21 protein-coding genes are annotated in these 22,362 nt (G+C 63.1%); 5 read left to right on the top strand and 16 right to left on the bottom strand.

Features of this window, described 5'->3' with window-relative positions; all coding sequences use genetic code 11:
* Positions 1–77: 77 nt before the first annotated feature.
* Positions 78–953, top strand: coding sequence for an ATP-binding protein (locus ACZ89F_RS12305; RefSeq protein WP_476092148.1), 876 nt, complete (start codon positions 78–80; stop codon positions 951–953).
* A gap of 135 nt (positions 954–1,088) precedes the next feature.
* On the opposite strand, the gene ACZ89F_RS12300 is transcribed toward ACZ89F_RS12305, so the two are convergent.
* The 14 genes from ACZ89F_RS12300 to ACZ89F_RS12235 form a co-directional block, all read right to left on the bottom strand.
* Complete coding sequence (locus tag ACZ89F_RS12300) at positions 1,089–1,355, bottom strand: hypothetical protein (protein ID WP_476092147.1); 267 nt, start codon at positions 1,353–1,355, stop codon at positions 1,089–1,091.
* A 258-nt stretch (positions 1,356–1,613) separates the two neighbouring features.
* Positions 1,614–3,122, bottom strand: coding sequence for a peptidoglycan DD-metalloendopeptidase family protein (locus ACZ89F_RS12295; protein WP_476092146.1), 1,509 nt, complete (start codon positions 3,120–3,122; stop codon positions 1,614–1,616).
* A gap of 292 nt (positions 3,123–3,414) precedes the next feature.
* Positions 3,415–4,074, bottom strand: coding sequence for a protein-L-isoaspartate(D-aspartate) O-methyltransferase (locus ACZ89F_RS12290; RefSeq protein WP_476092145.1), 660 nt, complete (start codon positions 4,072–4,074; stop codon positions 3,415–3,417).
* Entirely contained in the window at positions 4,071–4,829 is a 759-nt protein-coding gene (gene surE, locus ACZ89F_RS12285) for a 5'/3'-nucleotidase SurE (RefSeq protein ID WP_476092144.1), read from the bottom strand. The genes ACZ89F_RS12290 and surE overlap by 4 nt, the downstream gene beginning before the upstream one ends.
* On the bottom strand, positions 4,829–6,133 hold the full coding sequence (serS, locus tag ACZ89F_RS12280) for a serine--tRNA ligase (RefSeq protein WP_476092143.1): 1,305 nt from the start codon (positions 6,131–6,133) through the stop codon (positions 4,829–4,831). Before serS ends, surE begins: the two co-directional genes overlap by 1 nt.
* Before the next feature lie 189 nt (positions 6,134–6,322).
* Entirely contained in the window at positions 6,323–7,198 is an 876-nt protein-coding gene (tatC, locus tag ACZ89F_RS12275; protein WP_476092142.1) for a twin-arginine translocase subunit TatC, read from the bottom strand.
* Positions 7,195–7,998, bottom strand: coding sequence for a Sec-independent protein translocase protein TatB (gene tatB, locus ACZ89F_RS12270; protein ID WP_476092141.1), 804 nt, complete (start codon positions 7,996–7,998; stop codon positions 7,195–7,197). The genes tatC and tatB overlap by 4 nt, the downstream gene beginning before the upstream one ends.
* A gap of 29 nt (positions 7,999–8,027) precedes the next feature.
* Positions 8,028–8,249 carry a twin-arginine translocase TatA/TatE family subunit gene (locus ACZ89F_RS12265; RefSeq protein ID WP_013531295.1) on the bottom strand — a complete coding sequence of 74 codons (222 nt, stop codon included), beginning with the start codon at positions 8,247–8,249 and terminating at the stop codon, positions 8,028–8,030.
* A 169-nt stretch (positions 8,250–8,418) separates the two neighbouring features.
* Positions 8,419–9,186 (bottom strand): SMC-Scp complex subunit ScpB, encoded by a 768-nt coding sequence (gene scpB, locus ACZ89F_RS12260; RefSeq protein WP_476092140.1) that lies wholly within the window; start codon positions 9,184–9,186, stop codon positions 8,419–8,421.
* On the bottom strand, positions 9,183–9,983 hold the full coding sequence (locus ACZ89F_RS12255) for a segregation and condensation protein A (RefSeq protein ID WP_136616288.1): 801 nt from the start codon (positions 9,981–9,983) through the stop codon (positions 9,183–9,185). Before ACZ89F_RS12255 ends, scpB begins: the two co-directional genes overlap by 4 nt.
* Before the next feature lie 62 nt (positions 9,984–10,045).
* Positions 10,046–11,065, bottom strand: coding sequence for a beta-N-acetylhexosaminidase (gene nagZ, locus ACZ89F_RS12250; protein WP_056581993.1), 1,020 nt, complete (start codon positions 11,063–11,065; stop codon positions 10,046–10,048).
* A gap of 132 nt (positions 11,066–11,197) precedes the next feature.
* A complete protein-coding gene (locus ACZ89F_RS12245) occupies positions 11,198–14,575 on the bottom strand; it encodes an SPOR domain-containing protein (protein ID WP_476092139.1) in 3,378 nt (1,125 codons plus the stop codon).
* A 103-nt stretch (positions 14,576–14,678) separates the two neighbouring features.
* On the bottom strand, positions 14,679–16,436 hold the full coding sequence (gene argS / locus ACZ89F_RS12240; protein ID WP_476092138.1) for an arginine--tRNA ligase: 1,758 nt from the start codon (positions 16,434–16,436) through the stop codon (positions 14,679–14,681).
* 75 nt (positions 16,437–16,511) lie between these two features.
* Complete coding sequence (locus ACZ89F_RS12235) at positions 16,512–17,726, bottom strand: deoxyguanosinetriphosphate triphosphohydrolase (protein ID WP_476092137.1); 1,215 nt, start codon at positions 17,724–17,726, stop codon at positions 16,512–16,514.
* Between the two features lie 73 nt (positions 17,727–17,799).
* Between ACZ89F_RS12235 and erpA the strand changes: the two genes are divergently transcribed.
* The 4 genes from erpA to ACZ89F_RS12215 all read left to right on the top strand — a co-directional run bounded on the left by erpA (position 17,800) and on the right by ACZ89F_RS12215 (position 19,753).
* Positions 17,800–18,147: an iron-sulfur cluster insertion protein ErpA gene (gene erpA / locus ACZ89F_RS12230; RefSeq protein ID WP_352655190.1), complete on the top strand. Its 348-nt coding sequence runs from the start codon at positions 17,800–17,802 to the stop codon at positions 18,145–18,147.
* Positions 18,148–18,149: 2 nt separating this feature from the next.
* Complete coding sequence (locus ACZ89F_RS12225) at positions 18,150–18,545, top strand: VOC family protein (RefSeq protein WP_476092136.1); 396 nt, start codon at positions 18,150–18,152, stop codon at positions 18,543–18,545.
* 17 nt (positions 18,546–18,562) lie between these two features.
* Positions 18,563–19,357 (top strand): exodeoxyribonuclease III, encoded by a 795-nt coding sequence (gene xth / locus ACZ89F_RS12220; RefSeq protein ID WP_476092135.1) that lies wholly within the window; start codon positions 18,563–18,565, stop codon positions 19,355–19,357.
* Positions 19,358–19,435: 78 nt separating this feature from the next.
* Positions 19,436–19,753 carry a hypothetical protein gene (locus ACZ89F_RS12215; protein ID WP_476092134.1) on the top strand — a complete coding sequence of 106 codons (318 nt, stop codon included), beginning with the start codon at positions 19,436–19,438 and terminating at the stop codon, positions 19,751–19,753.
* Between the two features lie 52 nt (positions 19,754–19,805).
* On the opposite strand, the gene ACZ89F_RS12210 is transcribed toward ACZ89F_RS12215, so the two are convergent.
* Together ACZ89F_RS12210 and ilvD are read right to left on the bottom strand one after the other, a co-directional pair.
* Positions 19,806–20,645 (bottom strand): tetratricopeptide repeat protein, encoded by an 840-nt coding sequence (locus ACZ89F_RS12210; protein WP_476092133.1) that lies wholly within the window; start codon positions 20,643–20,645, stop codon positions 19,806–19,808.
* Positions 20,632–22,356, bottom strand: coding sequence for a dihydroxy-acid dehydratase (ilvD, locus tag ACZ89F_RS12205; RefSeq protein ID WP_476092132.1), 1,725 nt, complete (start codon positions 22,354–22,356; stop codon positions 20,632–20,634). Before ilvD ends, ACZ89F_RS12210 begins: the two co-directional genes overlap by 14 nt.
* Positions 22,357–22,362: the final 6 nt, after the last annotated feature.

Here is a 22,362-nt window from a genome sequence, read left to right as displayed (position 1 = left end):
GCCACCGGTTTTGTGTCAGACGGAATCGGCCGGGTCCACGCTCCCACACATCAAAAACCCGAAAACAAAAGACAGACATGACCGACAGCAGCATTGAAGCCCTGAACCAGAAACTCGACCGGCTGATCGAGGCGGTGAGCCGCCTCGCCCCGCCGCCGGTGCCCGAAACAGACCTCGGCGAGGCCGATTGCTTCGTCTGGCAGGCCGATCCGGGCTATCTGGAACCAGTGCGCAAGGTCAACCGCGTCGATATCGGCCTGATCCGTGGCGTCGACCGCGTCCGCGACATCCTTGTCGACAACACCGAACGCTTCGCCGCCGGCTATCCAGCCAACAACGTGTTGTTGTGGGGAGCGCGCGGCATGGGCAAATCGTCGCTGGTCAAGGCGGTGCACGCCGAGATCAACGCCAAGGCCAAGTCCAACCTGCCGCTGAAGCTGATCGAAATCCACCGCGAGGACATCGACACGCTGCCGAAGCTCATGGGCCTGCTCAAGGCAGCCCGCTTCCGCTTCATCCTGTTTTGCGACGACCTATCCTTCGACCACGACGACACCTCCTACAAGTCGCTCAAGGCAGCGCTCGAAGGCGGCGTCGAGGGCCGCCCGGCCAATGTCATCTTCTATGCCACCTCGAACCGCCGCCATCTGTTGCCGCGCGACATGATCGACAATGAGCGCTCGACCGCGATCAACCCGTCCGAAGCGGTCGAGGAAAAGGTGTCGCTGTCCGACCGCTTCGGCCTGTGGCTCGGCTTCCACAAATGTTCGCAGGACGAGTATCTCGACATGATCGACGGCTATGTCAGCCATCATGGCCTTGTCATGGATCCCGAGCAGCTACGCGCCGAGGCGCTGGAATGGGCGACGACGCGCGGCAGCCGCTCGGGCCGCGTCGCCTGGCAGTTCACCCAGGACCTGGCTGGACGGCTTGGCAAGCCGCTGAAGGACTAAACTGGGTCGAAGCTCAATTTAGCTGGTTGCGGCAAATGGCTGCGATGGGTGAGAAGCAGTCACCTTGTCGATTGTGTCCCCGAATGTGGTCAGTCGAACCTTCGCAGCTTTTTCAAGCGTTCGAGCCAATATCGATCAGCCGGTTACCACAGGCAGGACGACGTAGTTTCCGTAGAGGGACACAATAAGAAGGAATGAGGCCATGATCACGCCGGCATAGGCGGCGCCGGTCTTGCCTGGCAGTCTTTGCTCCCGGCTCGGCCAACTGCGGTAAATAAGCCAGATCGAGAAAAGGGTCAGCGCAATCGAGGACCCGAACATCAAAAGCTCGAAGGCATGAAAACTGTAGTGGCGAAGAAGCGTGCCGCCAACCACGAGCGGCACACCAATCAGCAGCCACATCCTGATCTGACGCCACATATCCAAACTTGCCACGATTTGCCTTGCGATTGGTCCCCTATGCTGGCGATCATAGGCAAAGAAAATTACTGAATGCCTGATGGGATTTTCACGCCCAAAAGTGGTCTCGTTTTCGGGACAACGACCGTGCATTGAAAGACGTGAAATCCCGCAACCAACTGAAAAAGCCCGTTCCTTGCGGAACGGGCTGAGCCGGCGGGCGGACTGGAGGTCAGACGTCCCGCAATTGCTTTTTTTCTTCTATTCGAGATAGCCGGAGGGGTCGACCGGAGCCGAATTCTTGCGCACTTCGAAGTGCAGCTTCGGCGAGTCCGTCGTGCCGCTCATGCCCGACAGCGCGATTTCCTGGCCGCGCTTGACCTTCTGGCCGCGCTGCACCTCGATCGAGCTGGCGTGGCCATAGACGGTGACCAGTCCATTCTCGTGGCGCACCAGCACGGTGTTGCCGAATTCCTTGAGACCGTCGCCGGCATAGATGACGACGCCGTTCTCGGCCGCCTTGACCGGCGTTCCCGACGGCACGGCGATGTCGACGCCATCCTTGCCCGAGCCGAAACCGGAGATCACACGGCCGCGCACCGGCCAGCGCATCTTGCCGATGCCAGTGGCGTCGGGCGCGACGGCGTCGTCGTCCTCGGCCTGCTGGATGACCTTCGAATCTTTCTTCGGCGGGGTGTAGGACGCCAGCGTCTCCGACGGCGTGGCCTTTGCCGGGGCTTGCGTGGTGGCCGTGGTCACCGGATCGATCTTGGCCGGCTTGGCGCTGGCGACCGTCGCGGTCCCGCCCGCCGGCACCTTCAGGGTCTGGCCGATCTTGAGCAGCCCATCCCTCATCCCGTTGGCCTGCTTGAGAGCAACGACGCCGACGCCGGTCTTCCTGGCAATCGAGGACATCGTATCGCCCGACTGGACCGTGTAGGTACCAGCGGCGCCAGTCGCCTTGGCCGCGGCCACCTGCGGTTTGGGCTCCTTGGGCTGGCTTGCCGCGGCCGACGTGTCGACCTGAGCGGCGGACTTGCCTTCCTTGAGCTTCGGCTGCTGCGGCAGGACGGCGACCTTGTCCGGCGCAGTGGCCGGCAGATCGTGCTTACCGTCTTTCGCCGGCTTGGCATCGGCGACCTTCGCCTCGCCCTTGCTCGAATAGGCATAGGCCGGAATGATCAGCTTCTGGCCGGTCTTCAGCCCCTTGGTCGCGCTCAGCCCGTTGACCTTCATGATCACGTCGGACGGCACCTTGTAGCGCTGCGCCAGGCCGCCAATCGTTTCGCCGTCCCGAACGACAATCTCGGTTGCATGCGGCTTACCAGAGGACGCCACGCGCGGTTCGTCGGGCTGCGCAACCTTGAAAGGCGATGCCGCCGGAGCGACGGTGCCGGTCGTGGTCCTGTCGACATGCGGTGCCGGAGCCAATGCGGTGCGCATCGGCTTCGCTGCGGGAGCCGGCTGTGCCTGGGCAACGGGCGGCGGCAGCGGCCGTGTCGAGACCGGCTCGAGGCTGGAGCGGCTGACCGATTGTGTGTGGGTGCCATCGATCGGAGCGGCGGCGACATCGCCCGGATAGGGCTGCTGTACGGCATCCTGCTTGTTGATGATGGCGCGCTGATTGTTGGTCGAGGACGTGAAGACGTCGTCGACGCCATTGAACCGCGAAACCTGGGAACTGCACCCGGCCGCGGCGCCTGCAATCATGAGGACGGCGCAGCCTCGCGCCAGATTGCGTCCATTTGCCTTCAAAACACTGAGTTGCATCGCACTGACCCGCACATACCCGGTACAAACTAGGCATGATTAAAGCGCGTTAATGTTACTCGACGGTTAACCTCATGGAATCCGGCGCAATTTTCTTAAAATATTAGAGGGCGAGAGGAGTGTTGAGATTCAGGTCAGGCGGAGCCGGAGTCGAAGACGGGGTGCGAAGCGACCAAACAAGGTGGCTTCCGGGGTCGCCCTTGCGCCGAGCGGAGCGTACTTTTCGTACGCGAGCACCGGAAGCGCAGGAAACCAACGTTTGCAGGCCGGCCTCACCTGAATATCAACGCCCCTAGATGACGGCGGCGACACTGCGCATGATCGGCTGCAGGCGAACGAGGCCGATGTCCTCGCGCTCGAACCGGCTGCCGACCTTGGTCAGCTTGGCCAGCACCTGTTCGCCCTCTTCGGGTCCGATCGGGGCGATGACGATGCCGCCGCTCGACAATTGGTCGAGCAGGAAGCGCGGCAGGCTGTCGAAGGCGGCCCAGGCGACGATGCGGTCGAACGGCCCTTCATTCGGCAGCCCGCCGGAACCATCGGCGTGGCGCACGATGACATTGCCAATGCCGAGTGCCTCGAAGCGCTGCCTCGCCTGCTCGACGAGCGTCTTGTAGCGATCGGTGGTGACGACCCGCGCCGCCAGCCGCGACATCACCGCCGAGGTATAGCCAGAGCCGGTGCCGACCTCGAGCACGCGGTTGCCCTGCTCGATGGCGAGCGCCGCGATCACCGCCGCCTGCAAGTCGGCGCCTTCGATCGCCTCGCCGCATTCGATCGGCAGCATGCGGTCCGACCAGGCGATCTGATGGAACTGGGCAGCCAGGAAACCGCGGCGTGGTGTCGCCTCGAAGGCGGCGATCAGCGCCTTGGGCACCGTTCCCCGGCCGCGCAGGCGCAGCAGAAAGGCGGCAAAGCCTTCGCGGTCATCGATCTGGAGGCCCTGGTTCATGCAAGCGCCTTGCTCAGTTGGTCACGGATTTCATGCGCTGTGAGGTCGAGTTGCAGGGGCGTCACCGACACCAGCCTGTTGCGCAGAGCGTAGAGGTCGGTGCCTTGCTTGCCTTCGACCGGCTCGCGGCCGAAGCGCAGCCAGTAGTAAGGCAGGCCGCGCCCGTCGCGGCGCTCGTCAACCCACAGGCTGTGCACGAGCTTGCCTTGCGTGGTGACCACCGTCCCAGTGACCTCTTCGGGAAGGCAGTTGGGAAAATTGACGTTAAGGAGCACGCCGTCCGGCAGCGGCGTCGCGATCAATTTCTTCAGCAAGGCCGGCGCCAGCGTCTCGGTCGTCTCGTAGGGAACGACGCGATCTTCGCCGACATAGCTGTAGCCCTGGCTGAGCGCGATCGAGCGGATGCCGAGCAGCGCGCCCTCCATGGCACCGGCGACGGTGCCGGAATAGGTGACGTCGTCGGCGATGTTGGCGCCCGAATTGATGCCGGACAGGATCAGGTCGGGTGCGCCGGGCAGGATCTTCTTGACGCCCATGATGACGCAATCGGTCGGCGTGCCGCGCACGGCAAAATGCTTCTCGCCGATCTTGCGCAGCCGCAGCGGCTCCGAGATCGACAGCGAATGCGCGTAGCCGGACTGGTCCTGCTCCGGCGCCACCACCCAGACATCGTCGGACAGTGTGCGCGCGACGCGTTCGAGCGACGCCAGGCCCTCGGCATGAATGCCGTCGTCATTGGTCAGGAGAATGCGCATTATTTCGCTTCGATCTTTTCCAGGCCGCCCATGTAAGGCCGCAGCACTTCAGGAATGGTTACGCTGCCGTCCTCATTCTGGTAGTTTTCGATGACGGCGATGAGCGCGCGGCCAACGGCGGTGCCCGAACCGTTGAGCGTGTGGACGAAGCGGTTGCCCTTGCCGTCTCTGTCCTTGTAGCGGGCGTCCATGCGGCGCGCCTGGAAATCGCCGCACACCGAACAGGACGAGATTTCGCGATAGGCGTTCTGGCCGGGCAGCCAGACCTCTATGTCGTAGGTCTTGCGCGCGCCAAAGCCCATGTCGCCGGTGCACAGCGTCATGGTGCGGAACGGCAGGCCGAGCCGCTTCAGCACTTCCTCGGCGCATTGCGTCATCCGCTCATGCTCGGCAAGTGACGATTCCTGGTCGGTGATCGACACCAGCTCGACCTTGTAGAACTGGTGCTGGCGCAACATGCCGCGCGTGTCGCGCCCGGCCGAGCCGGCTTCCGAACGGAAGCATGGCGTCAGCGCAGTGTAGCGCAACGGCAGTTTTTCATGCGCGGTGATTTCCTCGCGCACCAGGTTGGTGAGCGGCACTTCGGCGGTGGGGATCAGGCCAAGCCTGCCCTCCCCATGCGGCGTGAAGAACAGATCTTCCTCGAACTTCGGCAACTGGTTGGTGCCGAACAGAACGTCGTCCTTGACCATCAGCGGCGGGATGACTTCTTCGTAGCCATGCTCGGTCGTATGCAAATCGAGCATGAACTGGCCGAGCGCGCGTTCCATCCGCGCCAACCCGCTTTTCAGCACGGTGAAGCGCGAGCCTGACAGCTTGGCCGCCCGCTCGAAATCCATCATGCCGAGTGCTTCGCCGATCTCGAAATGCTCTTTCACCCAGTTCGGCCGCGTCGGCGCCTTGCCGACAATGTGCTTGACCACATTGTCGTGCTCATCCTTGCCGACCGGCACATCGTCGAAGGGCACGTTGGGCAATACCGCCAGCGCGTCGTTCAGCGCCTTGTCGAGCTCTCGTTCCCGTGCCTCGCCGTTCTGGATGAAGGTCTTGATCTCGCCGACTTCGGCTTTCAGCGTCTCGGCAAGCGCCGCGTCGCCCGAACGCATGGCATTGCCGATCTCCTTCGAGGCGGCATTGCGGCGCTCCTGCTTGATCTGCAACTCGGTGACGTGTTCGCGCCGCGCCTCGTCCGAGGCGATCAGCCCGTCGACCGTGGACTGCGCCTCACCCGCCGACCACGAGCGCTTGACCAGCGCCTCGACAAGGGCCTTCGGGTTGTCGCGAATCCATTTGATGTCAAGCATGGTTTGAACGCTCCTGGGTAGCATGTCGCCCAAAAGTGCGCAGCGGTTTTGGGACAACGACATGCTTCAAACAAAACTGAAACGCATCGCGTTGAGTGCGATGCGTTTCAGCGAGAGGGCGTAAACCGCATCTGAGATCGATGCAAGATGAGGCTAGGCTGCGGCTGCCGTTTTCCACGCAGCCGGGTATTACGAGGCTGCCGACGCTGGAGGCTCGTCCGGGGCTTTCTCCGCCACGGTTTCCGCCGCGTCCTGCTTCTCGCGCGCCACACGCTGCTTTTCCTGATCGCGCTCGATCAGCCGGGCGGCCCAGATGGAGACCTCGTAGAGAAGTATGGTCGGAATGGCGAGGCCGATCTGGCTCATCGGATCGGGAGGCGTCAGCACGGCCGCGACGACGAAGGCGATGACGATCGCCCATTTGCGCTTCTCGGCCAGACCCTTGGACGACAGCATGCCGACTCGCGTCATCAGGCTGGTCACCACCGGCAGTTGGAACACCAGGCCGAAGGAGAAGATCAGCGTCATGATCAGGCTGAGATATTCCGACACTTTCGGCAGCAGCGAGATCTGCACCTGATCGTCGGTACCGGCCTGCTGCATGGCGAGGAAGAACCACATCACCATCGGCGTGAAGAAGAAATAGACCAGCGACGCGCCCATCAGGAACAGGATGGGCGATGCGATCAGGAACGGCAGGAAGGCATTGCGCTCGTTCTTGTAGAGGCCGGGCGCGATGAACTTGTAGATCTGCGTGGCGATCAGCGGAAAGGCGATCACCATGCCGCCGAACATGGCGAGCTTGACCTGGGTGAAGAAGAATTCCTGCGGCGCGGTGTAGATCAGCTCGACCTTGTGCGGATCGAGCCCCGCCCATTTCGTCGCCCATTTGAACGGGATCACAAGCAGGTTGAACAGCTTCTTGGCGAAGAAGAAACAGACCAGGAAGGCAACGAAGAAGCCGCCCAATGACCAGATCAGCCGCCGGCGCAACTCGATCAGGTGCTCCATCAGCGGCGCCGACGATTTCTCGATCTCGTCCTTCTCCTTGTCCGAAACGCTCACTTGGCGGCTCCAGCCGTCTTCTTGGCCGCCGGCTTCTTCGCCGCAGCAGGCTTCGGTTCGGCTTTTGCCACGGCCTTTGTCGCGATGGCCTTGGCCGCGGCAGGCTTCACGGCTTTGGGCGTTTCAGGCTTTGCCGCCACCACGGTCTTCGCCGGCGCCTTGGGCACAGGCATGGCCTTCACGGCGACCGTTTTCGCCGGCGCAGGAGCCTTTGCGCCATTTGCCGAAGCCTTGGCCGATGCTTTTGCAACCGGCGTCGCCTTTGCCGGCGCAGGCTTGGCTGCATTCTTCGCCGCGGACGCCTTCGGCGCCGCAACAGGTGCCGTCGGCAGTGACGACGTCACCACCGATTCGTCGGTCATTGCCGGGAAAATCGGCGCTGCTGGTGCTGCTTCCGGCCCGTTGACGCCAGGCATGGTCGCTGCACCGTTCTTCAACGGCTCGGCCGCCTGCGGGGTCGAAGCGGCAGGTGTTGCCGGATCATCCGCAGGCTTCGGCTTCATCGCCGCGTCGACACCGGAGCGAACGTCGGCCGCGGCCTGTTCGAACGGATTGAGCTGCTTCCTGATCTCGGCCATCGGGCTCATGCCCCTGAGTTCGTCGACGGACTTCTTGACGTCGTCGAGCTCGGCTTCCTTCAGCGCCTCGTTGAACTGTTTCTGGAAATCGGACGCCATGGCGCGCAGCTTCGCCGTCGTGCGGCCGAAGGTGCGCAGCATATTGGGCAAATCCTTGGGCCCGACGACCACGATCATGACGATCGCGATGACCAGCATTTCGGTCCAGCCGACTTCAAACATGGCACTCTGTTCCGACTAGAACCTGTGGCTCAGCTCTTGCTGGCTTTTTCCTTCGCGGCCGCAACGGTCTCGTCGGCACGATGTTCGACGGTGCGCTTGTCTTCGGCAACGTCGTCGTCGGCCATGCCCTTCTTGAAGCTCTTGATGCCCTTGGCCATGTCGCCCATCAGCTCGGGAATCTTGCCGCGGCCGAACACCAAAAGCACGATCACCAGCACGATCATCCAGTGCCAAATCGAAAATGAACCCATAGCAAATCTCTCTCGAATGTTTTCCCTGGCGATGATCTATGCGTTTTCGCGTTGGGATTCAAACACAACTGCGACAGAGTTTATGAAAGGGTGGCGGATGTCACGCATTTTCGGCGTGACGGCCCGCTACGAATCCGCGCATCCTCGACAGATCGGCGGCCAATGCCAGTCAATCTTCCGTGACGCGCGGCGTCAGCAGGCCGAGTTCCTCGAGATCGATGTCGGTCAGCGCGTCCTCGTCGTCGGTCAGCGCGTCGGGATCGGCCGGCGGCAGCGGAATGGCAAAATTCGACGGCATGCGGCCCGAAAGCAGTCCGGCCCCCTTCAGTTCCTCCATGCCGGGGAGATCGCGAATCTCCTCCAGCGCGAAATGGTCGAGGAAGGTGTCGGTGGTGCCGTAGGTGACAGGGCGTCCCGGCGTTTTGCGCCGGCCGCGCATGCGCACCCATTCCGTTTCCAGCAGCGTGTCGAGCGTGCCTTTCGAGGTTTCGACGCCCCTGATATCCTCGATCTCGGCGCGCGTCACCGGCTGGTGATAGGCGATGATCGCCAGCACTTCGAGGGCCGCGCGGGAGAGCTTCCTTTGTTGGACAGTATCCCGGCTCATCAGGAAAGCGAGATCACCGGCCGTGCGGAACGCCCAGGCGTCGCCGATACGCACCAGATTGACGCCGCGCCGCGCATAGATCTGCTGCAGTTCGGTCATGGCCAGCGCGATGTTGATGCCGTCTGGCAGGCGTGCCGCAAGTTGCTTTTCGCTGACAGGCTCAGCACTGGCGAACACGATCGCCTCGGCCATGCGCACGGCTTCCGCCAGATGCAGCCGCTCGGCCGGATTCTGTACCTTTTGCTCGGCCGGGTCCTGGGAAAGCGACTCCTCTTCGGATTCATCGCCGACCTTGAACGGGATAACCGAAGCGTTGGCGCGTTCGCTCATGATGCCACCTCGACTGCCTTGATTGCCTGCGTGCGGCCGCGCAGATAGATCGGCGCGAACACTTCATCCTGCCGCATGTCCATCGTGCCTTCGCGCACCAGTTCCAGCGTCGCCGCAAACGAGCTGGCGATCGCCGTGCGCCGCTCCTCGGGGCTGGTCATGTACACGATCAGAAAACTTTCCAGCGTCGTCCAGTCGCTCACGGCCCCGACCAGACGGGTCAGGATATCGCGCGCGTCCTTGAGCGACCAGACACCGCGCCTGGCGATCGTGACATTGTTGATCGCCTGCTTCTGCCGCTGCTGGGCGTAGGCGGTCAAGAGATCGTAGAGCGAGGCCGAATAGGCGTTGCGCTTTTCGACGATGACCATTTCCGGCATGCCGCGCGCGAACACGTCTCGGCCGAGCCGGTTGCGGTTGACCAGGCGCGCCGAAGCGTCGCGCATGGCTTCCAGCCGCTTCAGCCGGAATTGCAGCACCGCCGCCAGTTCCTCGCCGCTTTCGCCCTCGTCGCCCGGCTGCTTGGGGATCAGGAGCTTCGACTTGAGGAAGGCCAGCCACGCCGCCATCACCAGATAGTCGGCGGCTAGCTCGAGCCTGAGCGCCCTCGCCGTCTCGACAAAGGTCAGATATTGCTCGACCAGCGCCAGGATCGAAATGCGTGCCAGATCGACCTTCTGGGTGCGGGCAAGATGCAGCAGAAGATCGAGCGGACCTTCGAAGCCGGCCACGTCGACGACCAGCGACGGGTCGCCGGTCACGCGTGAATCGTCATTCTCGGCCCACAGACGGTCCATCGGTGCGGCCTTTGCGGCCTTGCTTTCCAATGTTTCCGCCACTGCCTGTCACTTTCCCTTTGCTATGCCACCGCATCGAAATAGGTGGCGAATTCGGCACGTATTTCGGTTTCTTCAACCGTGTCACGGTTCTTTATATAGGTCAGCGCCCGCTTTGCCCGCTCCAGCGACGTGCCCTCAAGCCCCGTGGTGCGCGATGCGATGCCGGCCATCTCCTCGAAAACGCCATTGCAGTGAAGGACCAGATCGCAGCCCGCCGCAAGGATCGAGGCCGCCTTTGTCGGGAAATCCCCAGAAAGTGCCTTCATCGAGGTGTCGTCGCTCATCAGCAGCCCGTCGAAGCCGATTTCGCGCCGGATGATCTCATCGATGACCTTGCCGGAGGTGGTCGCCGGGTTGTTGGGGTCGATCGCGCTGTAGACGACATGAGCCGTCATTGCCATCGGCAGATGGTTGAGCTCCCTGAACGGGGCGAAATCATGCCGCTGCAGATCGCTCAGCGAGGCATTGACCACAGGCAATTCGAAATGCGTGTCGGCAAAGGCGCGTCCATGGCCCGGAATATGCTTCATGACAGGCAGCACGCCGCCTGCCATTAGCCCTTCCGCGGCGGCACGACCGAGTTCAATCACCGGTCGTGGGTCCTTGCCATAGGCGCGCGCGCCGATAACGTCGCTGGCGCCCTCGATCGGCACGTCGAGCACCGGCAGGCAGTCGGCGGTGATACCGTAGCGCAGGAGGTCGAAGGCATGCAGCCGCGCCATAAGCCACGCCGCGCGAGCGCCGGCATCATGATCGTCGCGCCACAGCGCGCCGAGCGCACCACCGGCCGGATAGTTCGGCGCCAGCGGCGGCCGCAGTCGTTGCACACGGCCGCCTTCCTGGTCGATGAACACCAGCGCGTCCGGGCGCCCGATACAGTCACGCATCGAGGCGACCAGATCGCGGATCTGTTCGGTCTCGCCGATGTTGCGCGCAAACAGGATGAAGGCCCATGGGCATTCATTGCGATAGAAATTGATTTCTTCGCGGGTGAGCGATTTCCCGGCACAGCCGAGGATCATGGATTTTGATTCGGTCATGTCAGGAGTCTAAAGCTTCGCGCGATCAAAGGGAATCATCCGGATCACAAGCAGTCAAACGTCAGATCTGCTTTCCCCATGAAAAAAGCCGGCGCGGTGACCGCGCCGGCTTTTGACTGGGTGGCTCCGGCTCTAGCGCGAGACGAAACAGTTGCCGCCGGCGGCCTTGTAGCTGGTGCACAAATTGATCGCGTCATTGCGCGACTGGGCCGGGACGCGCACGCGGTAGAACGTGCCCTTGCCGGCGATCTCGGCCTTGACGATGTTGGCGGTACGCCCGGCAAGCACGCTGCCGTAGCGGCGCTGCAGGTCCTGATAGCTGGACTGGGCGCTTTCGACCGTCGGCTGTGAAGCGATCTGCATCGACCACGAACCACCGCCGGTCGCGGTCGATGCCGGATCGATGGACGCAACCTGATCGGGCTTGACCTCGCCGACGACATCAACCGGCTGGTCGGACGGGCGCTGCGGCGCGAGCGGAACCTTGGCCGGCGTGTTGGCCGACTGCGCCTTGGCCTCAGCCTTGGTGGGCTTGGCTGCCGGCTTGAGGGCTGGCTCGTCGTCCGCTTGAGCGGCGGCAGGCGCCACGGTCCCGGTCTGGTCCGCATCGGCTTGCGCCGACGGGGCAACATGCTGCGGCGCCGGGTCGACCGGCTCTGTTGCGGCCACTTGCGGTGCGGCCGGCGCCGGATCTTCACGCGGCACCAGCGAACCGTCCGACTTGACCACCATGGTCCTCACCTTACGCGGCGCAACGGCGACGACATCGGCATTGGTGCCCTTGTCGGCATCCTGCAGCACCTGTGCGATGCGGTCCTCGGACTTGGGCGTGGCCGCCGTGTTGTCGGCCGAAGCGTCGCCGGCCGTAGGCGCGCCATTGCCGACATCGGTTCCAGCGGCACCTGCGTTCTGGTCCGGTGAAAGATCGATGGCGCGGGCCGGATCCTTCGCCTGGACGTCCACCGGTTCTTCGGTGTTGGTGACCAGTTTCTCCTGGACCGGCTCTGCGGGCTTCGCGCCCCTGACCGCGTCGTAGACCTTGTTGTCCTGGTTCGGCACCACGGCACCGCCCGGATTCTCCGGCTTGACCTTGATCGGCGCGTTATCGGCCTTGACGATTACCGGTACATCGCTGCCGCCCTTGCCGCCGAAAGACAGCGCAAAGGCACCGAGGCCGCCTGCGACCGCCACCGCGCCGACAATCGCTGCGATGAACAGGCCACGTCCGCGCGAAGGCCTCGCGGCTTCGCGCTCGCCGAGACCCGGAACAGCCATCGCCTCGTCGAGCTCGGGATCGTAGTCCAATTCATCGACGGTGAAATCATCTGCCTGTGAAACCGGCTGGCTGCCGGGCAGACTGTCGAGATCGAAGCCGTCAGCGGCATCGGCATAACCCGTGGGCGCCGCCGCGCGGGCAGACACGTCCATCGGTCGTGCCGCATATGTCCGCGCTTCCGGCTCATAAGCCGGCTTGACGCTGTCATAGCCCGGCTTGCCCCCATCATAGCCCGGGCTGACACCGTCATGGCCCGGCTTGACACGGTCATAACCCGGCTTGAAGCCCGCAGCGTAGGAGTCATCATCGTAAGACGCGCCGGCCACGCCGCCCGCGGGAGCGGCAGTGACCTCCACCGCGTTCATCTCGGAGAGAAGGCTGGAGAACTCAGCGTCGAGATCGTCATAGCCAGACGTCGCCGGCTGATCTTCCTCGAAGTGCAGTTCCGGAATATCGAGATCGTCCGCCAGCGCCACGACACGCTCGGGCACATCGACTGTCTCGACATCGGGCATGTCTTCGTAACGCGCGGACTGGCGCGATTGCGGCGCCGATACAGGGGCTGCGGGTGCGACGGTCTCGACCGGCTCGGCCGAACGATAAGACGTCGCCGCAGCGACTGCCGGTACTGCAGCCATGGATGCCATCGAAGCGGCCGGCTGAGCGCCAAACGCAGGCTGAGCGCTGAATGACGGCTGCTGCGGGACCGGTGTCACGCGGCTCCACGAACGGGCTGGCTCTGGCGGCGTGGAACGTTCCGCCAGCCAATCGAGAGAATCCGCCGAATTGTCCCGGGCCACGTCACGCGGGTCGAGGCTTTTGGCCAAAGCCGCGTCGAACGCATCGTTGTCGAAATCGACATCACCCTGCCCGGCAGCATCCGAGCCCGAATCCAGGCCCTCAACTTCATCAAGCAGAAGATCGTCGAGATTCGCATCGGCCGCTTGCGCACTACCAAGGTGCTGAGGCTGCTCAGGCGCGGATTCATCAAGATCCCAGTGAAGGTCGCCGACGAGTTCGGCCGGTTCTTCGGCAGTGTCTGCTGCTTCGGCGACAGGCGGCGGAGCGGCGACAGCTGGCTGAGCCGTGACGGGCTCCTTGGCCATGGGCGCCGCACGCGCGGTCATGGCGCCCAGCAGCGCGTTCAACTCGTCTTCCAGGCTTCGTTCGTCCGCGATCGGGGCTTGCACCGTCTCGCCCATATCAGCGGCTGGCGCCACCGGCAGGACCGTAGCGGTGGCAATTTCAGCGACCGGCTCTTCGACCGTTTCGGCAAACGTGTCGTCGAAGTTCAGGTCGAAAGCATCATCCGACGCGCCTTCTGGGCTGGGAGTCTCGCCCCTCGCATCCGCGGTATCGGCAAGCACATCATGCGCTTCCGGCTCGTCGAATGCGACCGGCTCATCAGCGCGAATGTCAAAATCCATGTCGACATCAGCCATGGCGTCGTCGAAGTCGCCGGCAAAATTCTCGTCGGAGATTGCCTGGGCGTCATGCGCAGCCGCCTGCTCCGGCATGGGATACTCGACGGGATCGGCAGCCGTGTAGGACTGTTCCACCACGGAATGGTCGTCGAGCATCAACTCGTCTTCGAGCGAGATCGCAACCGCATTGTCGAATTCATGATCGGAAGCCGGCTCGACTGAAGCTGGCGCGTCGGCGAAGGCAACAGCGTGCTGGGCCTCTTCGGCTTCCTCATCGATCCGGAAGTCCTGGTCGAGCGACGCGGCAAGCTCGTCCGCCATCGGCTGATCGTCCTCGAAGGGCGAAACGTCTTCGAGCGAACTGGCGACGGCATTGTCGAAATCGGAATCGAAAGCCGGCCCTACAGCTGACGTGGTTTCAGCAGCGGCCGAATGGCTGACGCCGGCTGCGTGGTCGTCGACTTCGTCCAGGTCCAGATGGAAATCGTCGTCGAGCGACACCGAAAGCTCGTCGTCCATTGCGCTGGCGAACGCCGGCTCATGCGCGAATGTCGGCTCATGAGCCTCGGCAACCGGAGCGGCGTCGCTGTCGTCAGCGCCGAACTCGCCCATCATTTCCTTCTCGAGATCGATGTCGAAATCGCCCTCTTCCGCCACAAGATCAGCGGCTGGGGCTTTCGGCTGGGCGGGCGATTGCGGCTTGACCGGCTGGCGCGGGTCGAATCCCATGATCCTGGTCAGTTCCGCGAACGGATCATCGTCAGCGATGTCGTTGTTGTCGGCTACTCTCAGCTGGGTTCTGTCTGCCATTATTGTTCCCGAACTCGCACTCATTCGGACGCCATGGACGTCGCGTAGGGTTGGCCCTTACCAGCGCAATGTGGGCAAAAGGTGACAGGTTATTTAGTCAAACCTAACGCATTTCGGTGGGCGCGGCGGCTCCGATCAACGTCAGGCCGGACGTCAAAACGTCCGAAACAGCCTGCACCAGCCCTAGTCTGGCATGCGTCAATTGTCGGTCGTTAACCTTAACAAAACGTAAGTCCGGATTATCCGTGCCACGGTTCCAGTGTCCGTGGAAGCTGGAAGCCAGATCATAGAGGTAGAATGCCAGCCTGTGCGGCTCGAGCGCAAGTGCCGCGGACTCGATCAGGCGCGGGTACTCGGCAAGCTTGCGGATCAGGCCGATTTCGCCCTCGTCGGTCAGCAAAGCCACGGCGGACGCCAGGCTGTTGCGGTCGAAATTGGCTTCGCCCAATTGCTCGCTCGCCTGCCGGAACACCGAATGGCAGCGCGCCGAAGCGTACTGCACATAGAACACCGGATTGTCCTTGGACTGCTCGGTGACCTTGGCAAAATCGAAATCCAACGGTGCATCGTTCTTGCGGTAGAGCATCATGAAGCGGATCGCGTCGCGGCCGACCTCCTCCACCACTTCGCGCAGCGTCACGAAATCACCGGACCGCTTCGACATGCGCACCGGTTCGCCGTCACGAAACAGTTTCACCAGCTGGCAAAGCAGCACGGTGAGCTTTACCTCTTCGCCGGCAATGGCCCGCGCCAGCGCTTCCAGCCGCTTGACATAGCCGCCATGGTCGGCGCCGAGCACATAGATCAGGTCGACGAAGCCACGATCGACCTTGTCCTTGAGATAGGCCACGTCGGCGGCGAAATAGGTGAATGAGCCATCCGACTTGACCAGCGCCCGGTCCATGTCGTCGCCGACCGCGGTCGAGCGGAACAGCGTCTGCTCGCGGTCCTCCCAATCGTCGGGCTTCTCGCCCTTGGGCGGCGGCAGCTTGCCCTTGTAGATGTGGCCCTTCAGTGTCAGATCGTTGATCGCCGAGCGGATCTTCTTGGCATTGTCGGCGTGCAGCGTGCGCTCGGAGAAGAACACGTCGTGATGCACGTTGAGCATCGCCAGATCCTCGCGGATCATCGCCATCATCGCATCGATGGTGCGGTCCTTGACGATAGCGAGCGCCTCGTCATCCGGCATCTGCAGCAGCGAGCGGCCGAATTCCGTGACCAGCGCCTGACCGACTGGCACCAGGTAATCGCCGGGATAAAGACCGGCGGGTATTTCGCCGATGTCGTCGCCCAGCGCTTCGCGGTAGCGCAGGAATGCGGAACGGCCGAGCACGTCGATCTGCGAGCCGGCATCGTTGATGACATATTCCTTGGTCACGTCGTAACCGGCGAAGGCCATCAGGTTGGCGAGCGCATCGCCGACGACAGCACCCCTGCAATGGCCGACATGCATCGGCCCGGTCGGATTGGCCGAGACATATTCGACATTGGTCTTCCTGCCGCCGCCAACCGTCGAGCGGCCATAGTTGCGGCCCTCGCCAAGCAGTGCGGTCAGATGTGTCTGCCAGAAGCCGTCCTTGAGCCTGAGATTGACGAAACCAGGACCGGCCACTTCTGTCGCGGCGACATCCTTGTCGTCGCGCAGCGCTTGCGCCAGTCTTTCGGCCAGCGCGCGCGGATTCTGGCCGGTCGGCTTGGCCAGCACCATGGCCGCGTTGGTCGCCAGGTCGCCATGGCTGGCGTCGCGCGGCGGCTCGACGGCAATGCGCGACAGATCCGGCGAAACGCCATCATTGTCTTTCAAATCAAGCGCTTCGACGGCTTTTATGATTCGCGCGGTGAAATCGGCGAAGATGTTCATTTGTGTGACTCTGGGGTCTGGCTCTGGCGGCTTTGCAGCGAATCCGGCTCGTTGGCCGGCAAAATCGAGCCCGCCCTAGCTCAATTCAGGCGTATGGTCAAACAAACGCCGGTGTTCCTTGAGCGCGTAGGTGTCGGTCATACCCGCCAGGAAGTCGGCGACGCTACGCGCCTTGATGCGATCGTCGGCCCGATCCAGCCCCTCGCGCCAGCCGTCCGGCATGGCGCGCGGATCGGCGACATAGGCGTCGAACAGATCCTTGACGATCTGCTCTGCGTCCGCGCGCACCCGCATGACCTCCGCATGCCTATAAAGATGCTTGTAGAGAAACGCCTTCAGTTCTTTCTCCAGGGCGGCCATTTCCGCCGAGAAAGTGACCATAGTCTCGCCCGCCGCTCTCACCGCATCGGCGCTCTGCGGCTTGATGCGCTCCAGATTAGCTGACGTGGAGACAATGACATCCTCGACCATGGCTGTGATCTGCCGCCGCATCAGTTCGTGGCCGGTGCGCACATCATCGAGGGAGGGATAGCGTGCGCGAACGCCTTTCAGGATGGTTCCCGGCAGCGAAACCGTCTCCAGCATGTCCAGCGTCAAGAGCCCTGCCCTCAACCCGTCATCGATATCATGCGTGTTGTAGGCGATATCGTCGGCGATCGCCGCGCACTGCGCCTCGATGCCGGCAAACCGGTCGAGCTCGAGGTCGTGCAGCTCAGAATAATCACGGATCGCCTGCGGCACCGGCCCTTTCAGGCCTTTGCCGCTGGTATCCGTCAGCGGTCCATTGTGCTTGACCAGGCCTTCCAGTGTTTCCCAGGTCAGATTGAGCCCGTCGAACTCGGCATAGCGCGCCTCCAGCCTTGTCACGATGCGCAGCGATTGCGCGTTGTGATCAAAGCCGCCCCAGGCAGCCATCTTCTCGTTCAGCGCATCCTCGCCGGTATGACCGAAGGGTGTGTGGCCGAAATCATGCACCAGCGCCACCGCCTCGGCCAGATCCTCGTCGCCACGCAGCGCCCGCGCCAGGGCGCGCGCGATCTGGGCCACTTCGATCGAATGGGTCAACCGGGTGCGATAATGGTCGCCTTCATGCGCGATGAAGACCTGCGTCTTGTGTTTCAGCCGGCGGAACGCCGTCGAATGGATGATGCGGTCACGGTCGCGCTGGAACGGCGTGCGTGTCGGGCTTTCCACCTCGTCGAACAGCCGTCCGCGCGACTTTGCCGGATCGCAGGCATAGGCGGCGCGTGGCCGATAGCCGAATCCGATGTCGCCCAACTCATTGGTCATGATCGATGCCGCAGTTGACTTGCCCCGTTGCGCTTCATACCTATCATGTGAAACCGAAAGCAAGGTGACGCCCATGGGCGCTGATGCCAAGACTGCCATGAAAGTCGACATGACCGAGGCCGCCGCCAGGCGGATCGCCAAAATTGTCTCGGGCGAGGCGGGCAAGACGGCGCTGCGCGTGTCGGTCGAAGGCGGCGGTTGCTCGGGCTTCTCCTACAAGTTCGACCTGGTCGAAGGTGCGAATGACGACGACGTCGCCATCGAGAAGGATGGCGCCACGGTGCTGATCGACGATCTGTCGCTGGTCTATATGGGCGGCTCGGTGATCGATTTCGTCGATGATTTGATGGGCCAGTCGTTCCAGATCAGGAACCCGAATGCCGTCGCCTCCTGCGGCTGCGGCACGAGCTTCTCCATATAGAAATGCCTGCCATCGGCGCGGTCCGTCAGATCGCGCTGTCGGCTGGACGCAACCTCGACGCGACGCTGGCTTTCTGGCGCGACGTGCTCGGGATGGCTGTCCACGCGCGCTTTGATCCGCCGGGCATCGCCTTCATCATGGCCGGCGATATCAGGCTGTTGTTCACCGACGGCATACCCGCCGGGACCGTTTATCTCGACATATCAGGCCTCGACGACTTCCATATCGAGGCGAAAGCCGCCGGCGTCCCCTTCACCGCGCCGCCGACGCTCGTCCATCGCGACACCGAGGGCCAGTTCGGTCCAGCGGGGGAAAGCGAATGGATGGCCTTCCTAAAGGACCCGGCTGGCAATACGATCGGCCTGGTCGAGCGCCATCCGCAGCAAGAGCCCAACTGAACAGCATCGAGACCGTCATGAAAATCGTCACCTGGAACATCAACGGCGTCCGCGCCCGCATCGGCAACCTGACCCATTGGCTGACCGAAAGCGCGCCCGACATTGTCTGCCTGCAGGAGATCAAGACCGTCGACGAGCAATTCCCGCGCGCCGAGATCGAGGCGCTTGGCTACAATGTCGAAACCCATGGCCAGAAGGGTTTCAACGGCGTCGCCATCCTGTCGAAATTGCGCTTCGATGAAGTCAATCGCGGCCTGCCCGGCGACGATGCCGACGAGCAAGCGCGTTTCATCGAAGGCGTTTTCTCCACCGACAAGGGCGCGCTGCGGGTCGCCTCGCTCTATCTGCCGAACGGCAATCCGATCGATGACGAGAAGAAGTTCCCCTACAAGCTGTCCTGGATGGCGCGGCTGGAGCGCTGGGCCGAAGAACGGCTCAAGCTGGAGGAGGCCCTAGTGCTGGCCGGCGACTACAATGTCATTCCCGAGCCGATCGACGCGCGGTTTCCGGAGAACTGGCTGGGCGACGCGCTGTTCCAGCCGCAGACGCGGCAAGCCTTCAGGCGGCTGCTCAACCTTGGTTTCACCGAGGCGGTGCGCGCGGTCACCGACGCGCCCGACACCTATACGTTCTGGGACTATCAGGCCGGCGCCTGGCAGAAGAACAATGGCATCCGCATCGACCATCTGCTTTTGTCGCCGGAAGCCGCCAACCGATTCTCATCGGCCTCGATCGAAAAGCATGTGCGTGCCTGGGAAAAGCCGTCCGATCACGTGCCGGTGGCGATTGATCTCGCGCTGCAGCCGGCCTGAGAGAACCCTGGCCTGAGGCCGGGCACACCTGCGCTGGACCTCATGTAGCCACATTCCGGGGCATGATGGGAGATCAGCATGGCGGCTGGGGTTCCCATGATCATTCGATTTTCTCTTTGTCCGATCGGCCTGGCATTTGCCATGGCCGCTCCTGCGGCCGCATTTGCCGACCAGGAATGCCTGGCCAATGGAAAATCCTACCAGCTTGGCCAGGTCGCCTGCCTGACGGTTGCCGACCAGAGCCATCTGGCCCGCTGCGATCTGGTGCTCAACAATACCTCGTGGACGAAGGTCGCGGACAGTTGCCCCGCAAACACGATGGCGCCGCACCTGCACGCCACGCCGATTTCGACGCCGGCTCCCAGCATGGTGCCGACGGAACCAACCGAGAACTGAGCCAATCTCCCCTCTTGTGGGGGAGATCGGCAGTTCAGCCGCCAGCAAAAAACTACTGGTCTGCGTTGCCGCCCTTGGTGAGGATGTCGTCGGCCAGCGAGATCGCGGTGCGGCGGTCGGCCTCGCCGGCGGTGGCGAATGCCTCCTCCTGCATGCCGCGGATCCAGGGCTGATCGGCCGGCGAAGCGCGTTCGAGCGCTGCGGTCATCATCGCCAGGCCGCGAACGATCTTGCCGCTCTGGAACAGCAGGTGGCCCAGCGTCGCCTGGGCGCCGGCATGGCCCTTTTCGGCGGCGAGCTGGAACCAGCGCCCGGCCTGCTTGACGCTGGCCTTCACGCCGCCCTCGCCCTTCAGGAACATCTGCCCCATCTCGAACTGCGCGTTCGGATTGCGGTAGTTGGCGGCGGCGCGCATGTAATATTCTTGGGCCGCCACCTCGTTCTCGGTGACCGGGCTGCCGGGAATGCCCTTGCGCAGATAGTCGCCAAGCGCCACCAGCGCGTCGGAGACATAGCTTTCCTCCGGCGAGCCGGGTTCGACATCCTGGTCGACGATCTCCGAGAAGAACTTGAACGCTTCATAGTCGTCGCGCGCCACGCCGTCGCCTTCGGCATACATGCGGGCAAGCTTCCAAGTGGCGCCGATCTGGCCGTTTTCGGCGGCGTATTTGTAGGCCTCGGCGGCCTGTTCCTTGTGGCCGTTCTTGTAGGCGGAGAAGCCGAACTGGAACACCGCCCACGGGCTGGACTGCGGCTTCACGCCGGTCTTGTCGTCGAACACCTTGTCGTCGAAGGCCATAGCCTGGCCCACGGCGCCAAAGGTCGCGCCAAAAGTGGCGACCACGACCAGTGCCGAAAAGACAGACGACCTCAACAACTCAGATGTCCGCATAGCAATGTGTTTCTTTCGCACCGCCCGGATGGGTCACCGCGCCATCGCGCGCCGGCCCTACCGTCTGTGCATATTTCCATATCGCGCCCGACTGATAGTCGGTCGTGCGCGCCTTCCAGGTCTTTGCCCTCGCCGCCAGTTCACCATCGGACAACGCCACCTCGATTGTGCCGTTCACCGCGTCGATCGAGATCACGTCGCCATCCCTGAGCAGCCCGATCGGACCGCCCACGGCTGCCTCGGGGCCGACATGGCCGATGCAGAAGCCGCGTGTCGCGCCCGAGAAGCGCCCGTCGGTGATCAGCGCCACCTTGCCGCCCATGCCCTGGCCGTAGAGCGCTGCCGTCGTCGACAGCATCTCGCGCATGCCGGGACCGCCGCGCGGCCCTTCGTAACGGATGACGAGAACCTCGCCTTCCCTGTAGTTGCGATGCGTCACCGCCTCGAAACATTCCTCTTCCGAATCGAAGCAGCGCGCCGGGCCGGAGAACTTCAACTCCGCCATGCCCGCGACCTTCACGATCGCGCCTTCGGGGGCAAGGTTTCCCTTCAAGCCCACGACACCGCCGGTTTGGGTAATGGGTCTGTTGGCCGGGCGGACCACATCCTGATGTTCATTCCAGGCAACGTGCTGCATGTTTTCGGCCAAAGTGCGGCCAGTCACGGTCAGGCAGTCACCATGCAGATAACCGTGGTCGAGCAGCGTCTTCATCAACAGCGGAATACCGCCGGCCTCGAACATGTCCTTGGCGACATATTTGCCGCCAGGCTTGAGGTCGGCGATGTAAGGCGTCTTCTCGAAGATCTTGGCCACGTCGAACAGGTCGAACTTGATGCCGGCCTCGTGTGCGATCGCCGGCAGATGAAGTGCTGCGTTGGTCGAGCCGCCGGTGGCCGACACCACGGTCGCCGCGTTTTCCAGCGCCTTCAACGTGACGATGTCGCGCGGCCGGATATTTTTCGCGATCAGCTCCATGATCTTTTCGCCCGAGGCGAAATTGAAACGGTCGCGCATTTCGTAAGGTGCCGGCGCGCCGCAGGAATAGGGCAGCGCCAGGCCGATCGCCTCGGCGACGGTGGCCATTGTGTTGGCGGTGAACTGGGCGCCGCAGGAGCCGGCCGACGGACAGGCCGCCTGTTCGATTTCAAGCAACTCGGCATCGTCGATCGTGCCGACCGAGTGCTGGCCGACGGCCTCGAACACGTCCTGCACGGTGATCTGGCGGCCGCGATAGCTGCCGGGCAGGATCGAGCCGCCATAGATGAAGATCGACGGCACGTTGAGACGCACCATGGCCATCATCATGCCAGGCAGCGACTTGTCGCAGCCGGCCAGGCCAACCAGCGCATCGTAGCAATGGCCGCGCATGGTGAGCTCGACCGAATCGGCGATGACCTCACGCGACACCAGCGACGACTTCATGCCTTGGTGGCCCATGGCGATGCCGTCGGTGACGGTGATGGTGCAGAATTCGCGAGGCGTGCCGCTGGCGGCCGCGACGCCTTTCTTGACCACCTGCGCCTGGCGCATCAGCGAGATGTTGCAGGGCGCCGCCTCATTCCAGCAGGACGCGACACCGACCAGCGGCTGCGCGATCTCGGCCGCCGACAAGCCCATCGCATAAAGATAGGAACGGTGCGGCGCACGCGCCGGACCGACGGTCACATGGCGGCTGGGAAGTTTAGCCTTGGAAATGACTCTGGCGTCCATACTGTT

This window comes from Mesorhizobium sp. USDA 3734 (genome assembly GCF_056279665.1).
Note: the sequence above shows the minus strand (reverse complement) of the source record. Positions and strands in the feature narration are given on the sequence as shown.